Here is an 18359-nt window from a genome sequence, read left to right as displayed (position 1 = left end):
CTTTTTATTATGTATTAACTTTTATATTACAATTTTCATCAGTATCTAAATTAGGTAATTTTTGTTCTTCACCATTTCAACGATAAACTGATTTAAAATAAGTATTCTTCGTATCATCTTTTCAAGTTGCATATCTAATTCCTGATTCATTTTTAATATATAAATCATTACCTAATAAAGGCAAATTATATTTTTCTAACTCATAATGTTTAAAATTATCAATTATTATATTAACTTTATTATTATTAAATTTAATAATGCGTCAATCATTTTTATCATCACTACGCCACACAACAAAATAATATTTATTATCTACTTCATTAAATGGTTTTTCTTGCGCTGCCATTCATTCTAAATTGTTTTTAATTTCTTGGTTATCAGTATTTATTTGGTTTTCTTTTTTTAAATGTTCTAATTTTTCCTTTGTATATTCTTGTGGTGTATTATTACAAGCAACTAAACTTGTTGTACTTGTTCCTACTAATGAAATTGCTCCTAATAAACTTAATAATTTTTTCATTTTTTTAACTTCTTTTTATTTAAATTAAATGTGCAGCAGGCAATTTAAAATTATGTATTTCTTAATCAAAAACAGGATAGAAAAATCAATAATAAAATTATCCACTAATAGAAAAATTATTAATTATTTTTTCAAATGATAAATCAACAGGAAAGTTCATATTTTTTATTTTTACCATTTCGTATTTTAAAAGATATTTACTGTTATTATTAAAATTAGAATTTAATCTATCATATTCTTCATAAATTTTTGGTATGCTGTAATTAATTCTTCTTCTGTAACATTTTTAACATCTTTAGCAATTATTTTTTCTGGTGTATTAATTTTTTCTACTTTAAAATTTAATGAAACACCATCAGAACTGGCATTAGGACTAGGACTACTTACAAAAGGTTCATTATTGCTAGTATTTGTTTCAACTTTAAAATGAATTGTTTTTTGGCCACTAAAATTGGCTATAGTAATTACTGCACTATTTTCAGTAATATTTGTAACATTGATGTTTTTTGTATCTAACTATGGATTTAACTCTATTATTGCTTCTTTAATTTGTTCTTCTGTTGGCTTGTTTAATCCATTATTAGTTTTAAATATATGTTGAGTTTTATTATTTATTGTATTTCTTTTTACTCTATTTATTTTTTCTATGCCTAAATTTCCTTAATTTAATTTATTAATATCATTTTCATAATTATTTTTATTTTTTTTATTAGAACAAGAACAAGAACTTTCAATCAAGGGAGCAGTTCCATTAATTGTTAATACACTTAATAAACTAAGTAATTTTTTCATACTTGTTTTTCTCCTTTTCTTTATCTTGAAACTTTATTGAAACATTTTATCAAGATCTATTGACATTATATATATACAAGGACTATTAAAGAGTTTGAAACAAAATTATTTAATTTATTATATGGAAAGGGTCAATCTCGTCTCGCGGGATTTTCATAAGTTTGTGAAAAATGCCTTAAAGTTTAAAAAAATTTTTGCCGCGCTTTTCAAAATACTTGGGAAAAATTCTAAGCATTAAGCGAAGAATTTTATAAAGGTTCCCAAATTTGTTTGAAAGAATCTCAAAACTTTTTTAACTTATAAGTCATTTTATCACAAAAATTTAAGAAAATCAACCGCTCGCCCAAAACCTCAAAAAACTATAAATTAACTTTGTATATAAAAGAAAGGATTTTTTAAAATGGATAAAACAAAGCATCATTTTACTTTTAAAGAAAGAGTAATGTTAAAAGATTTATTAGAACTTGATTCTTTAAAAAGAAAAAATGGTAAATCCAATATATCTAAAATAGCAAAAATATTGCATAAAAATCGCAATACAATTAGACGAGAAATAAAAAGGTTAAAAGATAATGAATATGACGCTAAATTAGCACAGGAAGATTATTTACAAAAACGACAAAAATGTTTTAAAAAATCATCATTATTGCTAAATATTTTAGAATGACTAGATGAAAAATATAACAAATTTCATGATTCACCAGAACAAATCTGTAAAAAATATGAAAAAGAGTTTGGTGTTAAATTTCCCATATGTTTTAAAACTTTATATAAATATATTCATTTGGGATTTTTAAATTTCAAGAAAGATAATTTGTATTTTCACGGTAGAAAATATAAAACAAAAAATAGGATTGATAATCGCGGTAAAATAAGAAATTTTAGAACTATTGAAGAAGCAAAACATGATAAAAGTGAATTTGGTTGATTTCAAATGGACACTATGGTTGGTAAAAACAATAGTGTTTGTTTAGTTTTAATCGAAGAATTAACGCAATTTAAAATCATTGAACCATTAAAAGAAAAAACAACAAAAGAAGTTACAAAGGCATTAAAACGAATTTTTTCTAATAGATTTTTAAAAGATAGATGCAAAGGAATAATAACAGATCAAGGCAAAGAATTTGCTGATTGAGAAAAAATTGAAAAAATAACAAATGCTAAAGTATATTTTTGTGACGCTGGAACTCCAACTCAAAAACCCAAAGTTGAAAGAGCAATTCGTGATTTTAGACATTGATTTTCCAAAGGAATTGATTTAAGTATTTATTCAAGAAATTATTATCAAGAAGTTGCCAATATAATAAACTCTAAACTTAAAAAATCTTTACATTGACTATCTTCAAAAGAAGTTTTTATACAAGTGTTTAATTTTTAATATAATTACTTATAAAATTTTAATCATTTTATTTTTTGGTGTGTCAAAATTAATAAATTTAAGACAAAACTACTAAATTTTTTTAAAATAAATTATATTGAACATTTATTTTATTGATGTTATAATGATAACAAATAAACTGCTACACTTCATAGTACAATTTACACCGCTTAAACTCTTTATTATTTCCCTTAAATTTAGTTATTATTTTTGCCATTCCAAGACCCCTTTCTTAAAAAATATTTTTACCTAAATTATAAATTTAGGACTTTTAACACATACATTAACAATTTATAAATCAAATAAGGCTTAAAGTAATAAAATTCCTAAATCAATAATATTTTTTATCCTTTTTAAAAAATTTCACCTTAGCCTCTCATAATTTTATTCTTATGTTAATTATAACGAAAATAATTTAAATAAAACATAATTAATAATAAATAAAAAAATAAGAATACATTAAAATTTTTAGTACTCTTATTTTTAATAACCTAACAATAAAAACTGGTTAATTAGATTGTATTGTAGCAGAAATATTGTTGTTTCCGTAAAAAAATTATAAGAATATGTAATTTTATTTATGCTACTTTTACTACTAGTTTGTGCTAAACTTGTTGGTTTATCATACATACTTACAGCACCTATTACAGGTATTACATTAGGAATTATACTAATTGTTCCTAAAAAGCTAGTATTTTTTTCATGAAATAATATCCTTTCTCTTTTTAATATAACTTTAAATTAATACTATTTTATTATAACAAAGTTGAACATTAATAAAACATTATAGCATTTAATAAATTATTTATGTCTTATCCTTTTCTTTTGTATCTGACTTTTCTACTAAATTTCTTTTTAAATCCTTACTAGAATTTTTATCATTAAATGGCATTGTCATAGTTAACTTTTTATTAATTGTATCATTTTCTTTCATTCATATCCCAAATCATGGCAAAACTAAAATTAGCAATAATAATGCAATTGCTAAAATGGGACCAGTTTTTTCTGGCATTACAATAGCATTTAAAAAATATGAATAGATATTATATCCAATAATAGCAATAATACAAAGTACACTAATAACTGCAGCTGGAAGAAAATATAAATTTTTAATTGTTGCAATCCGTTGATGATAACGATTTCATATTCCCAAAGCAATAATTGTTCCATACATTAGAAATGCCATCACAACACCTGCATTACTAATAAAATCGTAAAAATTATAAGTTTCTTTTGCAAAAATAGTTGGAATACCCATAATTAGTCCTCATATTAATGTAATTATAACTGATGCTAAAAAAAATGCAAAATTAATACTATATTTTTTCATAATTTTATTCCATAGTTTTGCACCAATAATAAAATTATCTTCAATTGATGAATGACTTAGCTTAACTAAAGAAAAACTATATCCATTTAAAGTTCCCAAAGCACTAATTAAAATAAAGAAGAAAATAATTCGTTCAAAAATTTTATTAATAACCGGATCACTAAAAATTTTACCCGCAGCAACAGCAACACTTCCTTTAGCATCTAAATTTAAAGTTCCAATTGAAACAAGTAAATAAAGTATTGTTACTGATGTTAAACCTAATACTAAAGCTAATGGAATATTTCGCTCTGGTTTTTTAACATTCTTTTGAATATATGTTGTTGATAAAAAACCATCAAATGAAAATAGAATCCCTGGCAAAGCCATTAAAATCATTTCCAATCCAGTTTTATTTACAACTAATTTATATTTATCAGGATCACCTAAACCACTCTTACTTAATGCATTAGGGTCATTGTTAAAAAAGAACATTCCAATTAACCCAATTAAAATTAATGGAATTAATTTTAAAACAACGGTTGTCATTTGAATATATTTTCCTGTTTTTTCTAAATAAGTACAAATATAAATTAATAAAACAGTATAAATAATTGAAAAACTCGTTAAAATTAATTGATAATTAGCATAACCTCCAACTTTTTCACTAAATACGATTTCTGCGGTCAAACTACCACCAAAAGCTCAAATTGAAGCTTTTGTTGTATAATAAGCAACAGTAAAAGTTGTTAACGGAATATAAATATGGTTCATAGCGTTTCTCACTACACGACCAAACCATTTTCCCCCGAACATCTTTGCATACAAAGCAATACCTGAATTTGAATCTTGTTTTGCTGATGAAATTTCCATAAATGATAATCCAAATGAGAGAGCCATTAGACCACCAATTATCCATGCAATTAAACCTAGAACTCCATTCCCATTAGTTAATCCATATACACCTTCATTTTTAAAAAAGATTCCTGTTCCAACAACTGTTCCAACAACCATACAAAAGCACATAAAAAATCCATATTTTTGTGCTGTTTTTTTCTGCATAACTTCACCTCATCATTTTTACTCATTTTTATTGTTTTTTAAAACTATGAAAATTTAAATAATACTTAGTATATTATTCCATAATTAAAATTATAACATAAATCTAATAATTATTTTAACATTAAAATAATAATTAAAAGGAATGGTTATCATAAATAAACATTCCTTTTAACTATCTTTAAAATTATTTTATAATCAATTTTTTGTCACTTTAATATAACCAACTTTTAATAATTGAGCAGTGATACAATACGCTCCAATAACTCCTATGACTATTGGAATATATACTAATGGTGGTGCTGTCATTGGAAAGACATTGTTCAATGCATATGGAATTAAGAATCCTAATAATAGAACAATTCCTGTGGCAACATTAACTAATCAAGTTGGTTTTGATTGAATAAATGGAATTTTTTTTGTTCTAAACATTAACATAACAACGGTTTGAGTAATTAATCCTTCAATAAATCAACCCGATTGAAAAATTGCAACATGATAAGCGGCATTTGCCGAAGTAGGATCAGCATGATATGCACTAAAGACACCAAACCCATACCCCAAAATAATAAAGGTTATTACATCAAAAACACTACTAATTGGGCCGTTAACAAAGGTAAATGATAACATACCTTTTGTACGTCAGCGCTGTGGTTGTAATAAGAAATCTTCATCAACACGGTCAAATACGACTGCAAATTGTGAAAAATCATAAATTAAATTTTGAAATAACATTTGAACTGGCAACATTGGCGTAAATGGAATTCATCAAGCCACAATAATTAAAGTAAAAACATTCCCAAATTGTGAAGCCATTGTTATTTTAATATATTTTAAAATATTTCCAAATGTTAAACGTCCTTTTTCAATTCCTTGTTCAATTACATCTAATGATTTTTCTAATAAAATAATATCTGATGCTTCCTTAGCAACATCAGTTGCATTATTAACTGAAATTGCAATATCACTTTGTCGTAATACAGGCACATCATTAATGCCATCACCCATAAAACCAACAACATGATTATTCGCTTTTAGCAAACTAATAATTCGTGATTTCTCCGTTGGATTTAATTTAACAAAAACATTATTAATTTCAACCGCACGTTTTAATTCATAGTCAGTCAATTTATCTAATTCTTCCCCAGAAATAATTCCTTTAATTTTCATTCCTACACAATCACAAATTGAACGCGTTACAGCAGCATTATCTCCTGTTAAAATTTTTAATTCAACACCACGAGTAGCTAATACTTTAACCATTTTTGATGCTGATGGTTTAGGAATATCTAAAAATGTTGCATAACCATAAAAAATTAAATCTTTTTCATCATTAATGTTATAAACCTTTTGATTTTCATTAACAACTTTATAACCAATTCCTAACACACGGTATCCCTGATCATTCAAACGAGTTACCGTCTTAATGATTTGTTTTCTCATTTCATCATCTAAGTCAACAATTTTATTTTGATAATAAATTTTATTTGAAACATTAATAATTTCTTCAATTGCTCCTTTTGAAATTAATTTTTTATCTGCTGCATTTTTAACAATAATTGTTAAACGACGACGTTCAAAATCAAATGGAATTTCATCAACTTTTTGATATTTATCAGGAGCAAAATAGTGTGTACTTTCTTTAACATAATCAATAATTGCTGAATCTAGTGAATTTTTAATTCCAGTTTGAAAATAGCTATTTAAGTATAATAATTTCAATAAATCTAGTTCTTTTTTATTGTCGAAACTAGCATAATTAATTAACTCAATTTTATCATTTGTTAAAGTTCCTGTTTTATCTGTACATAAAACATCAATTGCCCCTAAATTTTGAATTGCCCCTAAATTTTTAAATACTAATTTACTGCGGCTCATTTTACGAGCTCCTCGTGCTAAATTACTTGTCACAATCATTGGCAGCATTTCAGGAATAATTCCAACAATAGCTGCCGCTGTTCATGTTATTCCTCCTAATCAATCACTTTTTGTTCCTGAGTAAATTAAGTAAATAATTGGTGCCATAATCAACACAAACATAATTAATAGGAATGTTACTCGTTGCACTCCTGTTTGAAAATTAGTTAAAGGGCGTTTTTCTTGCAATACACTCGAAATTGACGAAAAATATGTTTTAACTCCCGTTTGAATAACTATTGCAATTGCACTACCTGAAACAACACTTGTACCCATTAAACAAATGTTTTCTAATTCTAATAAATTAACCTTATCTGTTGTTGCATGTTTATCAACTGGCATTGATTCTCCGGTTAACGAAGCATGATTAATAAATAAATCACGACTAACTAAAATACGAACATCAGCAGGAACCATATCCCCACTTGATAAGTAAATCAAATCTCCTGGTACTAAATCACGAACATCAATATCTTCTGATTTTTTGATTAATTCAAACATATTTTCGTAATTAATGTCAGTATATCCCTTACCATCTCGAATCACTGTTGCTTTATTACTAACAATATTAATTAATTTTTTCGTTACAAAATGTGCTTTTATTGTTTGAATATAAACAACTGTTCCACTTGCAAAAATCATAACTGCTACAATAATTGCTGGTAAAATATCAGCAATTCCCCGTTCTGCAATAGGAGTTGAAAAATACTCATAAAAATTATAAATACTAATCGCAATTAGGACTAAATTAAAAGGTCCAAAAAATGATTTAAAAAAGTTTAGAACTCAATTAAATTTAGTAGTATCTACTTTATTGTGTCCATATTCTTTTTGTAAATCTTCTACATCAGCTGTCTTTATCCCAAACTTATTACTTTTAAATTCGTTTAATAATTCAGGTTGGTTAAGTTTTGAACATGCTTTTAATTTTTTATCATTAAAACTTAGCTTTTTTAATAAAGTTTCTTTTGTTCTATCTTTTCCAAACATGATTTATTTCCTCTCTTACTTTGTTTCATAACACAACAAAATAAGATAAATTAGCACAACTAAAAATAGTAGCAATTATAAATAACTGCGGTGATTATCTTCTTAATGGTCAGAAACAATATTAAATAATGTATTACTTTTGTAAAAATTGATACCCTTAATAATCTGGCTTAATTGTAAAAACAGTCCGGACTGTTCCTGCTGTTCAAGCATAGAAATCACCACTCTTTCTTTCTTTAAAAGAATACCTATATATTTTAGCATAAAAAATAAGGCAAATATACCTTATTTAAAAAAAATTATCGTAAAATTGAATAAAACAAAAATTTTTAACAAAAAATTTGAACTTATAACGTATTAACAAAATCAATAATCCCTTTAGAATCATTATTAATATATAATTCTGATGGTAACACAGCAACTTTGCTATTCTTCACAATAGCAACTACTTTTGTTGATAAATATTCTACTTGAGGAGCTAATAAAATAATATTGTAATTATTATCTAATTGCTCTGGTGTTATCACAAAAAATTGCATATCATAATTATTTTTAACAATAACATCATTAATCTTATCTAAAATTCGATTAGCACTAATTCCTGCTGAACAAATTAAAGCAATTTTTATCATTTAGACCTCCATTTATTACTTATAATCTTTTTAAATTATACTGATTATAATTTAAAATGCAATCATAACAATAAAATGTTATTACATTAAATTAATTCAATAATTTCTTAAAATAAAAAGAATACTTCTGTTAATTAATAATTAAAGTATTCTTTTCCTATTTTATTTTTTTAAAAAATAGCTATTTCCCAAAAATTTTAGAATCAATATCTAGAATAAAGATTAGATGTAAATCCGGATTAGTTGTTTCAAGTAAAATCATCGGATCATTAATTGATTTAACTTTAAACTTAATATTATTAATATTAATTCGCATTTCTAGTGCTGATGCTAAATCAGTAATTTCAGTAGCTGTTTTTCATGCCCCTCCTTTTTCATCCTGATATTCAATTTGAACTAATCCACTAACTAATTCTACAGCAGTATTATCAATTGCATCACTACTATGTCCACTAATTTTTAATATTGATGGTATAAGTTTTTTAATTTATCCATTAAGTGGAATTGAAAAATTAAAATCTCACTTAATAAGTTTTACTTTTATTGATAAATCAGTTGTTAAATCGTAATTAAATAATTGGTTAATAAATACTTTAATTTTATCAATAGAAAGAATATCAATAAGTCCCTCTATCCCAGATGTTAATTGTCATCAACTTGCCGGAATTTTTTTATATTTAATATTAATCGTTGTAGTTGATATTCATCAATCAACTTTTACTACAATTGAAATTGGAGTTCTATTAGCTGACCATTCACCACTTTTGCTTTTTCATCCTTCTAACAAATTATGTAAAATATGTTCTAAATTAGTACTAAATTGAAGGTTCTCTTTTTTTATCTTTTGTTTTTGGATTAGTTAATTCTTTATCTTTATAATCAGCAACAACTGTTAATTCTCCATAATGAGCAGTTCCATCTTCTGCAATTTTAATAGGCGTAAATTTTGTTTGTGTTAGCATTAAATCATCACTAAATTCTTTAAATTTACTTTCTAAAATGCTGAAAGTAGCATCATTGTTAACATTTTGGTATTCATTACTATCAACAACAAGAGGTGACAATTCACTAAAACTAGTTAATCGTTTAATAATTCGATTTTTTTTATAATCAACACTAGTTCCCCCATTGTTATCATTATCTCCCCCACTTGTTGTATCAATATCACGGTGTCCAGCAGGGGTAGGTGCACATCCACTCAAGCCAAAAACAGGTGAACTTGTTAAAATAACACTACTTAAGATAATAAAATTTTTTTCATTATTTATATCTCCTTTTTTATTTTTTAACTTGTTAAATTTTATTTAATTAAAAATAACATTTAGAAGACTATACTAATTTAAACACTCTCGTTGATAACCATTTATAATAATTTTTAATTCTTTTTCACTACGTTTATTTACTAGCATATGCATTTGCAAAGACTTAATAGCATCATTTAATTCACATAAATTAATAAAACTAAAATTTTCCCTAATATTTTGTTGTTTTAAAATTAATGAAAGTTTTTTAAACATAATTGTACTATTAATAGAAAAAGCAAGGGAAATTAAAACAAAAACATTTTGTGAAAATAATACAAGAGAAATATTAGTTTCATTTAAAGCACAATGAAATGGCTTAAATGTATTGATATAAGCTAAAATTTTATTAATTAAGACAATTTTTAAATATTTTGTTCAATATTGTTTAAAAAAATATATTGTTGCAATAAATGAAATAAAAACTAGAAAAATAAGAATAATCATATTGTCTGAGCCTTTCATGCTAGCTTTATGAATTGTAAATATTGTTATTAAACTAACTTTAAATATAATTGAAAAAAGACAAATAATTGAATCATTATAATAATTATGAAGCAATTGTTTACCAATTAAGATTCATAAACTAATTAAGCAAACTGTTAAGGAAAGGAGATTACTAAGAACCAATAAATTCTTTGTATCCATTAGTAAAAAATAAAAACTAGTTTGAATTCCAACTAAAAAGATAATTGTTAAACTTTGTTTTTTAAAACAGTAAGATTTGTAATATATGAAGCAAAATAAACAACAGCAAAAAAGTAATACCTTAGCAATAAATAATATTAATGGTCAATCAATATAATTAATTTCAAATAGCCTGTTAATTTTATTACACCTTACCTTTAAAGAATTATTTTACCTTATTTGCAAATATTATATAGATTTATTGTCAAAAATGCAAAAATGTTTTTTAAAAATAAATGTTATAATTAAAGTGAACTTAATAATGTCAATAATTAAAAATTATTAATATTATTAAAAAAATATAGTAGGAGCTAAAAACAGCGATGTTGCCAGAAAAAATTGATCTTTTTATCGATGAACATGTTGATAAATCCTTATCAGAATATATTAAAGAGAATCCAAGATTTATTTTAGAATTTGTTAATAACTTATCATGAGAAGAAAAATTTGAATTAATTAATGATTTTGTTACAGAAAATGATGAAATTAATCACGCAGTTAATACTTTAAATAAATATCTTTCTTTATTTATTGAAGAGGAAATTTAAGAACGCCTTATTCAGAATATTTCAGAAGAAGAATATTTACGTCATAAAGCAATTGTTGAGATTTATGAAAAAGCTAAAAATGAAGAAGAATTAAATGAAAAAGATTCTTCTAATTAAAAAAAAAATAATACATTTAACCAAATGTATTATTTTTTTTAATTAATTACTTTTATCTAAAGAGAATTTAAAATCGTATTTTTAAAATATTTTTTACCAATAATCTGCGCGTTTTTATCTAAATAAATAGTAATTGTCACTTCAGTATTATTAATTTTTTCTAATTGACTAGTTGTTAAACCATTATATGGTTTTCCTGTCATACTAATTTCTTTAAAACCACTTTCTTTTAATTGTTCAATAATATTACCATCTGGAAATTTGTGGCTTGCTGCTCCCATAAAATTACGTCATGATGTATTTTCCTCATCATATGTAGCTGGAATATAACAATTTTCTGGACTTAATTTTTTAAAAAACGATTTATCAAGAGAATTTTTACTTCCATGATGTGGCACTTGATAAATATCAATATTTTTAAAAATATCAGGTTTTTGACTAGCAATAGCCTCTCCAAGTTCTTTTTCAGCATCACCAGTAAATAAAAAATCTGTTGGTCCAATTTTAAAATATAATACATTTGATAAATTATTTCGATTTACTTGTTTTTTATGACTTTCTTTTTCAAGAAAATCTTTTGCATAATAACTTTAATTATGAAATTTAATACCCTTAAAAATATAAAATTCTTCCAACTTATCATAAATTTTTGTATTAGGGCTAATTGAATCACTAAATTTTTTCATAAATTCATTTACTTCATCAATAAAAATGATATTATCAACTTGAAAATTATTTGAGATACTTCTGAAATTTGAATAATGATCAGTATGAAAGTGACTAAAAAAATAGCCAAAATCTTATTAATTCCCTTTTCTTTTAAAACCTTAGTTGGTCAAATATTACCATTATATAATTTAGTATTTCATGCACGTGGTGACCCACCAATTCCAGTATCATAAACAATCGCTATATCACCTTTTTTATAAATTGAAATAAACCATTATTAGTTGCTAACATTGTATATTCATAATATGGTTTTGTTTTATTATCTATTGTTTTATCATATTTTGTTTCATCATCTATTGATACTTTCACATCTTGAGAATCCTCATTAGGTTTAGCATCAATATTTTCATTTGGTAAATTTACTTCTTCTGAATTATTTGAACAAAATGTACAACTCACAATAGAAGTAACAAATATATTATTTACTGATAAACTAGTTAATAAGGCTAATATCTTTTATATTTAATATTTACCTCGCTTTCTTTATTAATAAATAATAATTTGTTAATTTAAAATACAAGCAAAAACAAACAAAACTTTTCTCATAGTCTGCCCTGATTGTAGCATTGCATAAATGAAAATGGTTTGCTATTTTTTATATATTGATGTCCGCATTAAATTTTAAAAACTAAAATTTTATTTTTATCAATTTTGGGACCGTTGCAAAGATACGGGTTGTTAGTTAAAAACAAGATATAATCTTGTTTTTTCTTTTATGTATAAAGAATTTAAAACCTAAAAAAGAAAAAGGAAGTGGTAAAGATGATTAATTTATTATCAGAAAGTAGTAATTGAGACAAAATTTTTAGTTTTATTTTTTATGTATTTTTGTTTATTTTTGATGTGATTTGAAATACTAAATTGCCAATGACAAAAACAACGATTGCTTATTTTGTGATCTTTTTTATGGTTATTAAATTATCAATTTATGCTATTCATGGTACATCAACACAATATAATAAATTAGGTTCAACTGTTCAAAATAGTACATCAAAATTATATTCTTCAACAGCAAAATATTAAATAGTAAAGGTAGTAATAGTAATGAAAAAACAAAAAAATTAATTTATACAACCAACATAGTATTAATTTTTATCGTAGGATTTTTATTAAGCATTATTTTATATTTGCTATATAATACTTATTTAAACCAAAAAATAATACTACTAAATACAATTATTAGTGACCCAAATTTACAAGCAATTAAAACTAATGGTTCCCATCTTCCAACAGAAGAGCAAATTAAAACTATATTAAAACAAAAGTTCCCAGCATTAAAAATTAATAAAATTCAAATTAAAAATAATATTACGGCTACAACGGCTACAATTACTTCTAATGATTTTAAGATTTACCGAGGTTCAGTTACCCTTAATTTTCTTCTTAATAAATCAGTGTTAAATCAAATTAATTTAAATCAACAATATGTTCCAAATCAAACTTGAATGCAATAACGTGGCTATAATGGCTTATGAATTAGAAAGAACCCAGAAACAGATCTTGAAAAAAATTTAACAAATGCCTTTTTAAGTCATGCTGAATATCCTAACTTACCATTTTATGAAAAACCAGAATTTAATTCATATGAAGAATTATTAATTTTTTTAAATCCAAAAACTAAATCATCTTTAACGAATTTTATTAATAATTATTGTCCGACATATATTAATAAATTAAAACAATTAATGGTAAGATTTTATAATTATATTGTTAGTAGTTGAGGAAAAAATAATGTTCATAATGTATTAAAATGAATTAATATTGCTCAAGTTCTTGATACAGATTGATATGGTCATTTTGACCATCATATTCAAATTCATGCCCGAACATTAGAATGTTATTATAATGCTATGGGAAATCATTCATTTTATAAATAGTATTATTTAAATGGTAAAATGTTCTTTTTTTTTTTTTTTTTGTTAGTTACAAGATAAATTAAATGATATTTTCGTTTTCCACGACGAATAATTAAATATTTATCAAATAAAAACTTATCTTTTGCTACAAGTCAAGTTTCTTCTTTAACAATTTGCCCATTAATAGTAATTGCACCTTGTTCTAAAAACTCACGACCTTCACGTTTAGAAGAAACAATTTGTGCTTGTACTAATAAATCAAGCAGTGGTAAATTAAGCTTTGTTAAATAAAAATTAGGTAAATTGTTATCAAGTTGGCCTAACTGTTGCTCTGATAATTCATGTAAATTGCCTTTAAATAAAGCTTTGCTAACAATTTGTGCTGTTTTTAATCCTACTGCTTGATGAACAAATAAAGTTACTTCTTCTGCTAGTTTTTTTTGTGCAATGCGTTGTGCTGGTTCATTTTGGTGAGCTGCTTCAAGAGCAATAATTTCTTTTTCAGATAACATTGTTAAATAACGTAATAATTTCCCTGCTTCTTGGTCATCTTGGTTATAAAAGAATTGATAAAATTCATAAGGTGATATTTTTTTTGAATCTAATCAAACTGCCCCTGATTCTGTTTTTCCAAATTTGGAACCATCAGCTTTTGTTAATAAATTCATTGTCAAACCACAAGCTAAATTATCTTCTCCAATTTGTTTATAAATATAATCTGTACCCGAAGTAATATTTCCTCATTGATCACTACCACCAGTTTGAACAGCACAATCATAATTAATATATAATTGATAAAAGTCATAAGCCTGCAATAATGTGTAAGCAAATTCAGTATATGATAAACCAACTTCAATTCTAGTTGCAATATTTTCTTTTGCTAATAAATAACTAATATTAAAATTTTTACCAACATTTCGCAAAAAATCAATTAAGGTCATTTTTTGCAATCATTCAGAATTATTAACCATTTTAACTTTTGTTCCAATTAATTGTTGTATTTGATTACTAATGGTTTCCACATTATGTTTAATTGTTTTATCATCTAGCAATACCCGTTCTTCTTTTTTGCCACTAGAATCACCAATCATTCCTGTCCCACCACCAATAATAGCAATTGGTTGAAATCCAAACATTTCAAAACGTTTTAATAACATAATTTGAATTAAATGCCCAACATGTAATGAATCACCGGTTGGATCAAAACCACAATAAACTCCTTTTTTTAATTCTTGCGCTTTTAATAATTTTGCTTCATTAGTTACTTGTTTTAATAGTCCTCTTCATCTTAATTCTTCTAAAATATTTTTTACCATCATTTATCTCCTTTGCTATTTAAAAAACTCTAAATTATTAGAGTTATTTCTTATCTACTTTTGAATCTTTTTTAATTGGAGCAGACTTTCCTTCTTCAATAATTTTTTCAGAAATTGATGCTGATGTTTTTTTCAAATCTTCAGTCACCTTAATTCCAGCGTTAATTTCTGAAACTGTTATTTTTGCTAAATCTTTTGCTACTGCGCACACATTAGGTGTTTTTGCTGCTGCTTTAATTAATTTAACTGCACCATTATCAATTTTCTTTAATGTCTTATAAGCCATTTCTTTTGTTGAAGTAGAATCTAAAATTTCAACTGCACCTTTGACATTTTTAATGTGCAATTCAATATCAGCTGCAACTTCATCTGATTTTATTCCTTGCGATTTTTCTCATACAATCTCAATTTTATTAACCATTTTTTAAGTTGTGGATTATATTTTTAAACTAAATTAATGAAATCTTGTCGTAATTATGAACCTTTTTTCGGAGCAATTAACATTCCTACTACCATCACTGCCAATGTTTTAACAAATTTAAATGCCATAATTATTCCTTCTCATCAGAATTAGCAAAATCTTTTAATTTATCAACAATTCGATAGGCAATGTCTTTATTACGAGCAATAATTTTCATTCATGCTTTAACGTTTCGTTTTGCAAAAGCTTCAAAAACATGAATATAATTTGAAACTTTAACAACGGGTATCAACAGTAGAATTTAACATTTCTGATTTATAAGTTAAGTCTTCAACAAAATAATCAAATTTCTTAGCAGCAATTGCAACTTTTCGCACAGCAATAATGCCATAACAGCAAAAAACAATTGCTAAATATAATAAAACAATGATTAAAATTGTTTGTGAAATTAATAAATTATCATTTGTTGCTGACATATATATCATTCTTTTCCACCCTTTTTTAATCGTATTAAATATTACTTTTATATTATAACTTATTTTATAATTTATTTTAAATAATATTAGAATAATTAGTTAACTTAATGATAAAAATTAATATATACTAATTTACAACAATATATAATTTATCTTTACAAAATAGTATAAACCAGTTTTTACATTAATTTGTTTTATGTTATATCAAAGAATAAAATCAGTAACTAATGCAAAATACTCAAAAATTTACGATATTGTAGTATTTTTTTTACTTTTATTAATTATTATGTAAATTAAGTTGTTAAAAAATATTAAAAATTTGCAATTAATTTGTTAAAAATTTAAAAATATACTTATCTTTTTCTTTTTTTATAAAATATTATTAAGGAGAAAAAATGAAAAAAATATGAATAATAAATGCATTTTTAATTTTAATTAATATTATATTAATATATTTTATAACTTTTTTGTCGGCATATATATTATAAAAATAAATGAAAACAAGAACCTTTAATTAAAAATTATGAACCATTATATAAAGAAAAAAATGAAAATGTTATAAAACATAAATCAATTTCATTGCCCGTTGAATTATTTTATCAAGAAACAAATTATTGATGTGGTCCTGCTAGTGTACAAATGATAATAAATTATGTTGCTAATAAAAAAATATCACAAGAAAAATTAGCAAATTATTTACAAACTATAAAAACAGGAACTTATCCAGGAAATATTCCTGCAATTTTAAAAAAATTCACAAACCAAAATAATCATAAATATACACGAAAAATATTAGGACTCAATTATGGTTTAACCGAAAAATAACAAAAAATATTTTATAATGATGTAAATAATAGTTTAAAGCATAATTTTCCAGTTATATTAAGTATGCATGGTAAATATCCTTGAAACAACCATATGATAAGACATCTTATTGTTATACATGGAATTCAAGTATCAGAAAAATTTAAAGAATATACATATTTAATTGCTGATCCTTGATCCGGAGAAGTAGAAGTTAAACAATCACAAATAAGTAGTCTATTTACTTATGATGCAAATAGTAGCATTATTAAATCTAATTAAAATATTTTAAAATTATTTGTGAATTTTTAGCTACTATCACCATCGATTCTTTAACTAATTGAATATACAATATTTAAAACATTGCATAATTTATTTTATTAACACTTGATTGCAATCCTTCTTTTACTATTTTTAATTTTTCTTTTATTCTATATCTTTTTTTAAAAATAAAAAATCCAATTACTTTTGTTTTAATTTTATATTACAAATTAATTGTCAAATCATTTATTTGCTTAGTTTTAGGATATATTCAATACAATACATTAATAACTTAAAAAGATTTAACAACCTAATGTTAAATCTCTAATTTGCACAAAAATTTTTAATTCGCTGACTTGGAGGTGTTTTAAAGGCACCAACTACATTACAAATAATGTCATTTTTTCAATCTCGTTCTGATAATGCCATTTCAAATAAAATTTCACGAAAAGGACGATCTTTTTTAGGGTCAAGGCCAAGACCATTTGTACTAAAATTAGCACTACCGGATCAAAAAGCTAATATTTCATTATTTGCATTGTATCACAAATATTTAATCGATTAATATTTTTTTCATCTTTTAATAACTCTGCTTCAAGAATCGGATTATATCCAGCACTAGTATTACCAACAAAAAGATCTAAATTAATATTATCCTTTGCCGCTTCATCTAAATATCGTTTAATAACATTCATATCACCATCACCAGTAAATACTAATAGTCCTGTTGCTGTCTTTATTTTTTCATTTGTTTTATGTGCTTTTACAATCTCATTAAATTGGCTTTTTTCTTTCAAAACATTTGCTTCTGACTGATAGGTTGTCTTATCATTAACATCAAAGCCAACACAATTTTATTGATATAAATCACTAATTTGTGTTGCACTAACATGCTCTGTTGCATTAATTCCTCCGCAAAAAATATCACGACCAAGACCTTTATAATTTGTAATATTGGGGACCGTTGTAAAGATACGGGTTGTTAGTTAAAAACAAGATATAATCTTGTTTTTTCTTTTATGTATAGAAAATTTAATTTAAGGAGTTGAAATTATGCAAACAAAACATTATTTTCTTTTGCGGTCCTTAGTAATTAAGTATGGAAAAGATAATGTTATTAATACTGTTAATAAGATAGTAACTAATAATGTAAAAGAAAATGAATAAATTATCCGCGTAATTTATTCAATATTGTTTATTTTTGAGCGTAGTGAACACGCGGAGCGTGCCGCGCAAGCTAAATTTT

At 24.4% G+C, this 18359-nt stretch carries 23 protein-coding genes and 1 pseudogene; 8 read left to right on the top strand and 16 right to left on the bottom strand.

From position 1 onward, the window contains the following. Positions 1 to 7 precede the first annotated feature (7 nt). Together ACZ91P_RS16050 and ACZ91P_RS16045 are read right to left on the bottom strand one after the other, a co-directional pair. The gene (locus ACZ91P_RS16050) at positions 8 to 520 is read right to left on the bottom strand and encodes a lipoprotein (protein ID WP_465157300.1); all 513 of its coding nucleotides are present in this window, start codon (positions 518 to 520) and stop codon (positions 8 to 10) included. A gap of 660 nt (positions 521 to 1180) precedes the next feature. Then, on the bottom strand, positions 1181 to 1312 hold the full coding sequence (locus tag ACZ91P_RS16045; protein ID WP_465157299.1) for a hypothetical protein: 132 nt from the start codon (positions 1310 to 1312) through the stop codon (positions 1181 to 1183). 400 nt (positions 1313 to 1712) lie between these two features. Between ACZ91P_RS16045 and ACZ91P_RS16040 the strand changes: the two genes are divergently transcribed. Then, positions 1713 to 2690, top strand: coding sequence for an IS30 family transposase (locus ACZ91P_RS16040; protein WP_465157298.1), 978 nt, complete (start codon positions 1713 to 1715; stop codon positions 2688 to 2690). Between the two features lie 805 nt (positions 2691 to 3495). On the opposite strand, the gene ACZ91P_RS16035 is transcribed toward ACZ91P_RS16040, so the two are convergent. The 6 genes from ACZ91P_RS16035 to ACZ91P_RS16010 all read right to left on the bottom strand — a co-directional run bounded on the left by ACZ91P_RS16035 (position 3496) and on the right by ACZ91P_RS16010 (position 10363). After that, positions 3496 to 5061 carry an APC family permease gene (locus ACZ91P_RS16035; RefSeq protein WP_465157297.1) on the bottom strand — a complete coding sequence of 522 codons (1566 nt, stop codon included), beginning with the start codon at positions 5059 to 5061 and terminating at the stop codon, positions 3496 to 3498. 189 nt (positions 5062 to 5250) lie between these two features. After that, positions 5251 to 7965, bottom strand: a complete 2715-nt coding sequence (gene mgtA / locus ACZ91P_RS16030) for a magnesium-translocating P-type ATPase (RefSeq protein WP_465157296.1) — start codon at positions 7963 to 7965, stop codon at positions 5251 to 5253. A 347-nt stretch (positions 7966 to 8312) separates the two neighbouring features. After that, a complete protein-coding gene (locus ACZ91P_RS16025; protein WP_465157295.1) occupies positions 8313 to 8597 on the bottom strand; it encodes a PTS sugar transporter subunit IIB in 285 nt (94 codons plus the stop codon). Between the two features lie 487 nt (positions 8598 to 9084). Continuing rightward, entirely contained in the window at positions 9085 to 9384 is a 300-nt protein-coding gene (locus ACZ91P_RS16020; protein WP_465157294.1) for a hypothetical protein, read from the bottom strand. Positions 9385 to 9412: 28 nt separating this feature from the next. After that, complete coding sequence (locus tag ACZ91P_RS16015; protein WP_465157293.1) at positions 9413 to 9799, bottom strand: hypothetical protein; 387 nt, start codon at positions 9797 to 9799, stop codon at positions 9413 to 9415. Between the two features lie 132 nt (positions 9800 to 9931). Beyond that, entirely contained in the window at positions 9932 to 10363 is a 432-nt protein-coding gene (locus ACZ91P_RS16010) for a hypothetical protein (protein ID WP_465157292.1), read from the bottom strand. Positions 10364 to 10908: 545 nt separating this feature from the next. Between ACZ91P_RS16010 and ACZ91P_RS16005 the strand changes: the two genes are divergently transcribed. Further along, the gene (locus tag ACZ91P_RS16005; protein WP_465157291.1) at positions 10909 to 11133 is read left to right on the top strand and encodes a hypothetical protein; all 225 of its coding nucleotides are present in this window, start codon (positions 10909 to 10911) and stop codon (positions 11131 to 11133) included. Positions 11134 to 11306: 173 nt separating this feature from the next. Here ACZ91P_RS16005 and ACZ91P_RS16000 read toward each other — a convergent pair whose 3' ends face one another. After that, positions 11307 to 11648: a hypothetical protein gene (locus tag ACZ91P_RS16000; protein ID WP_465157290.1), complete on the bottom strand. Its 342-nt coding sequence runs from the start codon at positions 11646 to 11648 to the stop codon at positions 11307 to 11309. Positions 11649 to 12011: 363 nt separating this feature from the next. Here ACZ91P_RS16000 and ACZ91P_RS15995 point away from each other — a divergent pair, with 363 nt between their 5' ends. After that, positions 12012 to 12152: a hypothetical protein gene (locus ACZ91P_RS15995; RefSeq protein ID WP_465157289.1), complete on the top strand. Its 141-nt coding sequence runs from the start codon at positions 12012 to 12014 to the stop codon at positions 12150 to 12152. A 7-nt stretch (positions 12153 to 12159) separates the two neighbouring features. Here the strand turns inward: ACZ91P_RS15995 and ACZ91P_RS15990 are convergent, their stop codons facing one another. Continuing rightward, entirely contained in the window at positions 12160 to 12378 is a 219-nt protein-coding gene (locus tag ACZ91P_RS15990) for a hypothetical protein (protein ID WP_465157288.1), read from the bottom strand. A 363-nt stretch (positions 12379 to 12741) separates the two neighbouring features. Here ACZ91P_RS15990 and ACZ91P_RS15985 point away from each other — a divergent pair. From ACZ91P_RS15985 to ACZ91P_RS15975, 3 genes and pseudogenes are all read left to right on the top strand, one after another. Next, positions 12742 to 12996, top strand: a pseudogene (locus ACZ91P_RS15985) (hypothetical protein); the annotation flags it as partial. Positions 12997 to 13106: 110 nt separating this feature from the next. Beyond that, positions 13107 to 13433: a hypothetical protein gene (locus tag ACZ91P_RS15980; RefSeq protein WP_465157287.1), complete on the top strand. Its 327-nt coding sequence runs from the start codon at positions 13107 to 13109 to the stop codon at positions 13431 to 13433. Positions 13434 to 13664: 231 nt separating this feature from the next. Further along, positions 13665 to 13856: a hypothetical protein gene (locus ACZ91P_RS15975; RefSeq protein WP_465157286.1), complete on the top strand. Its 192-nt coding sequence runs from the start codon at positions 13665 to 13667 to the stop codon at positions 13854 to 13856. 2 nt (positions 13857 to 13858) lie between these two features. Here ACZ91P_RS15975 and tyrS read toward each other — a convergent pair whose 3' ends face one another. From tyrS to ACZ91P_RS15955, 4 genes are all read right to left on the bottom strand, one after another. After that, positions 13859 to 15151: a tyrosine--tRNA ligase gene (gene tyrS, locus ACZ91P_RS15970; protein ID WP_465157285.1), complete on the bottom strand. Its 1293-nt coding sequence runs from the start codon at positions 15149 to 15151 to the stop codon at positions 13859 to 13861. Positions 15152 to 15194: 43 nt separating this feature from the next. Beyond that, on the bottom strand, positions 15195 to 15572 hold the full coding sequence (locus tag ACZ91P_RS15965; protein WP_465157284.1) for a hypothetical protein: 378 nt from the start codon (positions 15570 to 15572) through the stop codon (positions 15195 to 15197). A 130-nt stretch (positions 15573 to 15702) separates the two neighbouring features. Then, entirely contained in the window at positions 15703 to 15864 is a 162-nt protein-coding gene (locus ACZ91P_RS15960; protein WP_465157283.1) for a hypothetical protein, read from the bottom strand. Then, a complete protein-coding gene (locus ACZ91P_RS15955) occupies positions 15848 to 16057 on the bottom strand; it encodes a hypothetical protein (protein ID WP_465157282.1) in 210 nt (69 codons plus the stop codon). Before ACZ91P_RS15955 ends, ACZ91P_RS15960 begins: the two co-directional genes overlap by 17 nt. A 570-nt stretch (positions 16058 to 16627) precedes the next feature. On the opposite strand from ACZ91P_RS15955, the gene ACZ91P_RS15950 reads away from it, so the two are divergent. Further along, a complete protein-coding gene (locus tag ACZ91P_RS15950) occupies positions 16628 to 16873 on the top strand; it encodes a C39 family peptidase (RefSeq protein ID WP_465157281.1) in 246 nt (81 codons plus the stop codon). A gap of 63 nt (positions 16874 to 16936) precedes the next feature. Next, complete coding sequence (locus ACZ91P_RS15945) at positions 16937 to 17134, top strand: hypothetical protein (RefSeq protein ID WP_465157280.1); 198 nt, start codon at positions 16937 to 16939, stop codon at positions 17132 to 17134. Positions 17135 to 17437: 303 nt separating this feature from the next. Here the strand turns inward: ACZ91P_RS15945 and ACZ91P_RS15940 are convergent, their stop codons facing one another. Beyond that, positions 17438 to 17662, bottom strand: a complete 225-nt coding sequence (locus tag ACZ91P_RS15940; RefSeq protein WP_465157279.1) for a hypothetical protein — start codon at positions 17660 to 17662, stop codon at positions 17438 to 17440. Further along, positions 17632 to 17910, bottom strand: coding sequence for a hypothetical protein (locus ACZ91P_RS15935; RefSeq protein ID WP_465157278.1), 279 nt, complete (start codon positions 17908 to 17910; stop codon positions 17632 to 17634). The genes ACZ91P_RS15940 and ACZ91P_RS15935 overlap by 31 nt, the downstream gene beginning before the upstream one ends. Between the last annotated feature and the right edge of the window lie 449 nt (positions 17911 to 18359).

The sequence above is a fragment of the Spiroplasma endosymbiont of Halictus nicosiae genome (assembly GCF_978018445.1).
This window is presented reverse-complemented; position numbering and strand designations above follow the sequence as displayed.